The 6,178-nt window shown below is 38.8% G+C and carries 5 protein-coding genes and 1 riboswitch; of the genes, 3 read left to right on the forward strand and 2 right to left on the reverse strand.

Going from position 1 to position 6,178, the window contains the following annotated elements:
- Positions 1 to 123 precede the first annotated feature (123 nt).
- Entirely contained in the window at positions 124 to 1,407 is a 1,284-nt protein-coding gene (locus tag J5J03_RS14790; RefSeq protein WP_208587795.1) for an IS110 family RNA-guided transposase, read from the forward strand.
- Between the two features lie 905 nt (positions 1,408 to 2,312).
- Here the strand turns inward: J5J03_RS14790 and J5J03_RS14795 are convergent.
- Positions 2,313 to 3,137, reverse strand: a complete 825-nt coding sequence (locus J5J03_RS14795) for an MBL fold metallo-hydrolase (RefSeq protein WP_208590556.1) — start codon at positions 3,135 to 3,137, stop codon at positions 2,313 to 2,315.
- A gap of 169 nt (positions 3,138 to 3,306) precedes the next feature.
- Positions 3,307 to 3,412: riboswitch (SAM riboswitch) on the forward strand.
- A gap of 530 nt (positions 3,413 to 3,942) precedes the next feature.
- On the opposite strand from J5J03_RS14795, the gene J5J03_RS14800 reads away from it, so the two are divergent.
- Together J5J03_RS14800 and metA are read left to right on the forward strand one after the other, a co-directional pair.
- Entirely contained in the window at positions 3,943 to 4,548 is a 606-nt protein-coding gene (locus J5J03_RS14800; protein ID WP_208590558.1) for a YpjP family protein, read from the forward strand.
- A gap of 154 nt (positions 4,549 to 4,702) precedes the next feature.
- Positions 4,703 to 5,608: a homoserine O-acetyltransferase MetA gene (gene metA, locus J5J03_RS14805; RefSeq protein WP_208590560.1), complete on the forward strand. Its 906-nt coding sequence runs from the start codon at positions 4,703 to 4,705 to the stop codon at positions 5,606 to 5,608.
- Positions 5,609 to 5,909: 301 nt separating this feature from the next.
- On the opposite strand, the gene J5J03_RS14810 is transcribed toward metA, so the two are convergent.
- On the reverse strand, positions 5,910 to 6,178 hold a 269-nt coding region (locus tag J5J03_RS14810; protein ID WP_208590562.1), incomplete at its 5' end, for a hypothetical protein.

The raw sequence follows: 6,178 nt of genomic DNA on the forward strand, positions 1-6,178 counted from the left end.
AGGAAAGCATTCCTGTAATAAAGCAAAATGGGTATTGAATAAAAAATACCCCCTTGGTATGATACGAGGTGTCCAAAGCTGATCAGCGAAAAGGACCCTTAATTAGAACCAAGGAGGACTATTATGTATTATAAACAAAATGAAAAAATATCACAAGTAACGGAACAAACATTAATTATCGGGATTGATATCGCCAAAAACAAACACGTTGCACGTGCGCAAGATTTTCGTGGCATACAGTTTGGAAAAGCTTTATACTTTGATAACTCATGGGAAGGCTTTGAGAGCCTCATGTGTTGGAAAGATGAATTATGCGTCCAGCATGAAAAAACGGATATTATCATGGGGATGGAACCAACGGGACATTATTGGTTACCTTTAACTTATTGGTTAAAAGGAAAACAGCTAAAAGTCGTTGTTGTCAACCCGGCTCATGTCAAGAAATCAAAAGAATTGGATGATAATTCACCAACCAAAAATGATGTAAAAGATGCCAGAGTAATATCCCGTCTCATCCAAGATGGGCGTTATTCGGAACCGAATTTACCAGAAGGTATCTATGCAGAACTGCGAGAAGGTATGAATTTGTACGAGCAATTAATAAAGGATTTTCAAGCAGTAAAAGGTCGTGTTCATCAATGGATTGACCGGTATTTTCCTGAATATACAACGGTCTTTTCCAACTGGGAAGGAAAAGCCTCTTTGGAAGTCCTCAAGATGGGATTGTTTCCGGATGAAATCGTCCAAACAGAGGACATTACCATCTTGCATGAAATTCGTAAAGCAGTCAAAAAAGGAGTGGGATTGAAAAAGATCCGACAATTAAAAGAAGTTGCCGGACATTCTGTTGGCATACAAGAAGGAAAAACCCTAGCTAGGTTAAAACTGAAAACATTAATGGAACAATATGTCCTGCTTCAAGAGAAAATAGAAGAGGCATGGGAAGTGGTAGAGGAGTTTCTAGATACCATCCCAGGCGTGAAAGAAATGGATGATATGAAAGGGGTTGGCAAGGTAACGATCGCATCATTCTATGCAGAAGTGGGCGATATAAGCAACTATACGCATCCTGAACAAATCATTAAATTGGCAGGATTAAATTTGAAACTGGCCACGTCCGGTAAATGGAAAGGCAGAACCATCATCACGAAGAGAGGGCGCCCGAAATTACGTGCTCTGTTGTTTAAAGTCATTCTGCCATTGGTGAATCACAATCCTGCATTTAAGGCAATACATGAATATTTTACGACAAGAAAAGAAAATCCATTGAAGAAAAAACAATCCTTAATTGCATTATGTTGTAAGTTAATTCGTGTATTATTTGCCATTGGAAAGAAACAAGTAGCCTTTCGTCCAGAAAAGATGTTACAGGATATCCCACATTTTCGTTTAAAAGATGCCGTATAACAAAAGATTTGGTAATGTTCTCTTCATGGAATGACAGTTATACCTAAGTGGCTTGACATGGAGCCTCTATGGGCATGATCTCCTCGCCAAGGAATCAAATGGTAAAAAATTGGCTCTGTTGGATCAGGGTATCATGCCCACCTCTCCACATCAAGCCGTGCAATGAATAGAGTGTAGTGAAAGAAAGACTACAGACGATAGTAGCGTATGAATGAAAGATTATCTTAAATAGAAACACATGAATGACATCAAGAAAACAAACACAACATCTGAAGCCACGGAGCAGCCGGCAAACTTATATACGATCGGGCAATGACCCTGGAGGAAAGCATCGCCGGCCCCACTTCATGGATAGACCGAACGAAGGAATGTATGCGCAAAGACGCTGTGAGATATGGGAGGGTTTGTCGCCATGAGTACTGTGGGAATGGAGTGCGATCATAGCACAACTAATTACCATTTTTTTCAAAACAGAAAGAATGGCTTATTAAGTACACCCTTTTTCACCATCATTCCCTAAATGATTTGGTTGACTCCAGTTATGATGTGAAGTAGTCCTTGATATGTAGATGAAATTCTAAGAAAAACAGAGTAATCAAGAGAATACGTTAGTATATAGAGGGAGTATAAAATTGGGTGCTCGTCTACGCAAGCGCTCAGAAACTAGGCGACTTCGCGAATTGCCCTATGATAAAGAAGACTCGCCGACTGGTGAAACCAGAGGTCTAGTCGCACTTTCATCGACTAATTTCGGTCACCTCCTGCGACCAATGTCGATATTAGAACATCATGTTCATCGTACCTTTAGGTGAAAGTCATCATCAGTTCGTAAACTCACCGAGATTCCTTTATCTTAGTTGATCCTGAAGCCGCTAAGTTGCTAAGTGAGTGCTTTTCTTATTTTATCATTGCCGCTTATGTTTAGGGATTGCTTGTTCGATAAAGTTATCTGCTAGTTTTCTTAGTTCTTTTTTCATTGTCTCACCTTCCATCGGTAAACCGTGACCAGCGATTATCATGTCGGGATCTAGATTCGCTAGCTTTTTGACAGTCTCCTCAGCGCTAATCCAGTCTTCTGTAAAAAAAGCAGGTGGTCCGTAAACATGCTGCAAAGGGAAAAACACTGCCCAAGATGATTCCGGTTTTTCTGTTGAAATAGCATCACCTGCAATTAATAAACGATCCTTTTCACGAAACAAACTGATATGACCGGTGGTGTGTCCGGGTGTTTCGATATACTTCCAATCTTCCAGAAACGGAACAGAACCATCATGAGGTAATGCTGTCACAAGACCTTCCAAGTGTTCTGGCTTGGTAGGGAATATCGTTGATAATAATGAAATCATTCCTCCACCAACAGTTGGATCCCCTGGAGGGTATTCTTTTTTACCTGTGACAAAGTCCATTTCGTTTTTGTGGATATATATTGGCACATTCCAGTATTCTGCTAATTTTTTCGCGGAACCGATATGATCAAAATGTCCGTGTGTTAATATAATTGCCTGTGGTGGTTTATTGCCATAACGGTGTTCACAAGCGTGAAGAATTCTATCTTGATATTTGCGTGTGCCAGTATCGATTAAGACCCAAGCTTCATTCGGTGCGCCGATCATGATGACGTTAACAACGAGAGTCCGGTAATAGGCTATATCTGGAAGGATTTCTTCCGGAATTGCATGGTCTAAATCATGTTCAAGGTCTTTCCATTTATCAAAATGTTCTTGATCCATTGTTTTCCCACCTTATTTGTGCATAAACTATCATTATTTTGGTGTGAAATGAACAGATTTATACCATCGTTTGAAAATTTTAAAAAGTACTTGTTGTTTCGGAAGTAGTATGGTATGATTTGTAGCAAATCCAAGTAATGTCTTTCCAATTTAATAAAAACGCAAGATTTTCTTATCCAGAGAGGGGGAGGGACTGACCCTGCGAAACCTCGGCAACCAGCACTCATGTGCCCGGTGCCAATTTCAGAGAGTCACTATTGATTCGAAGATGAGAAGATTCGACGCTGATTGTTTTTTATGTAGCATAATGCAATTAAACGTGGAATCCTTCTCTATCTTCATAGGGAAGGGTTTTTTTATGTTTTAGGTAAGCAAGTATAAACGGAGTTGTCTAGCACTAAGTACCAAAAACTAGGCGACTTCCGGAAAGCGCCCTACGATAAATAAGACTTGCCGACTGGTGAAACCAGATGCCAAGTCGCTCTTTCATCGACTAATTTCGGTTACGTCCTGTGACCAGCGTCGATACGAGAACATCATGTTTGTCGCGCCTTTAGGTGAAAGTCATCCTCGGTTTCTATGCTCAACGTGATTCCTTACATGAGCTGGCTGATTTTGTTGTTATATTAAGTGACTCCCTTAACAGTGAAGCGATTGGTGCAGGACAACTAGAAATGCCACGACAAAGCTTAGGACAAACATAAGTAAAATTTATGTAAAAAATGAAAAACCCCTTTACATGTATGGACAAATTAGTCAAACATGATAAAATTTTAGTAAGTCGACGTGAGGGAGTTCGATCGAGATGAAAATGTGGATGAAAAAATTAACCGTTTTATTAGTGACCATATTAACACTAGGGTTATATGTTCCTCCTATCTACACTAATGCTGATGTTGATCTAGGCAAAAAGGATATAGAGCCAAGTGAAGATCAGCCGAAACAAGTAGATAAAGAGGAAATAGAAGCTTCGATAACAGAAGAAAACCTAATTCTTGAAGACTCGAATCAGCTTTATCTTCAGGAATTAAGCCATCGTGCAAAAGAACAAGTCCAAGCAAAATTAGGTGCAAAAATTTCGACAAAAGTGAATGGAGATCTTAATCGAACTGTCTTACCAAATCTTGAAACGGTTTTAGATAAATTATATGAAGAAATTGGTGAAGAAGAAAGCCAATACTTAATGATTGCTGATGAGCCATCTGCCGGATATGGAGAGCGTATCTTCAACTTATATCATGTAAAAGAAAAAGAAAATGTTGCTAAGTTTCATGTCAATCGGTTAAGAAGACCACAAGACGGTTATTATTTTCAATTCCACTATCATTTGCAAGACGATCAATTCGAAGAGCATTTTCCCATAGGAGAAGTTTATTGGGGGAAAGATACACCACCAAAATGGATGTCATAATAGATAGGATGCCTTACGAATAGGAGGCATCCTTTTTAACCATAATATCAGAAAATAAACTGTCAGAATTTTAAATCATTTCCCTTTATTTTAAGTCGAAATATCGGTAAAATAGATCTTATCGTGAATTTTTTAACAAAGGAGTCACAAAAAAATGCCTATTAAAGTGCCGGATTTATTACCAGCTAAGAGTAAGTTACAAGAAGAGAATATTTTTGTTATGGATGAAAGTCGGGCATTTAAACAAGACATTCGGCCACTTAAAATATTAATATTAAATTTAATGCCATTAAAGCAACAAACCGAAACCCATTTATTACGATTATTAGGAAATAGTCCATTGCAATTAGAGGTAGGATTGTTGCATACGAGTACACATACGTCAAGGAATACATCGGTAGAGCATTTAAAGCAATTTTATAAATCGATTGATGATGTAAAAGCTAATAGATATGACGGGCTAATTATCACTGGCGCTCCAATTGAAAAACTAGCCTATGAAGAAGTGAATTACTGGGAAGAGCTATCCGAAATTATGGAGTGGAGTAAAACGAATGTCACCTCTACCCTACATATTTGTTGGGGAGCAATGGCAGGCCTCTACTATCATTATGGGGTGGATAAGTATTTGATGCCGGAAAAATTATCAGGTATTTATACACATACGCTTAATGATCCGCGAGAAAAGTTAGTCAGTGGTTTTGATGAGGAGTTTTTAGTGCCGCATTCACGTCATGCTGATATAAGAAAAGAAGATATCGAAAAGGTCTCAAGCTTGAAAATATTAAGTGAATCGGAGCAAGCTGGAGTATATATGATAGCCTCAACAGATGGTAAACAAATCTTTGTTACAGGCCACCCAGAATATGATGCTCTAACATTAAAGAAAGAGTTTGATCGGGATATGGCCGCTGGACTGAACCCGATCATACCAGAAAATTATTATCCGAATGACGATCCGAATCAAACACCGAGACTGCGCTGGCGCACACATTCTAATATCTTGATCTCTAACTGGCTGAATTATTATGTTTATCAGGAAACGCCCTATGAATTGTAAAAAAGTTTTTCAAAAGAAAGCTTAAAACCTATCGGGAAATGGAAATAGGTTTTAAGCTTTTATATTTCTTGTAAGCAACTTTTATAAGTAAGTATGTATAGGAAAAGGTGATTTAAAACATATATATTAAGAAGCAAGAATAGCTATACAGATGGAGTTGCCATTTTGAAAACTAGCTAGTGCAAGTCAATCGCTACGGCTGATCGTTTCGCTATCCTTTTTCCTACAACGAATAACAGAAAAAGCATAACCCCTATTAGTGATTTCCTATGCCATACCTTCACAGGGATAATAACCCAAGTTACCTGGTCTGACAAATGTTGTAGCGCATGGGCGGACTGAAGATCCACTTTTTCGAGCGGTTTTGGCTCGAAAAAGTTGCTGAAGGGCAACCCCCCAAAGTAATAATGGACCGGCGGTGATTGCCGGTTTTTCTTATAAGGAAAGAAAGTATATAATCCTCGGTATCAACGCCTTTGTTATCAAAGTAGCCATTTTGAAATAAACCGTATAGGAAACCATCGCTGCGGCTGTCCACTTCCCTTTCCACGGGATTTTCGACTAAGCTAA

The organism is Gracilibacillus suaedae (assembly GCF_017599345.1).
Lineage (GTDB): Bacteria > Bacillota > Bacilli > Bacillales > Amphibacillaceae > Gracilibacillus > Gracilibacillus suaedae.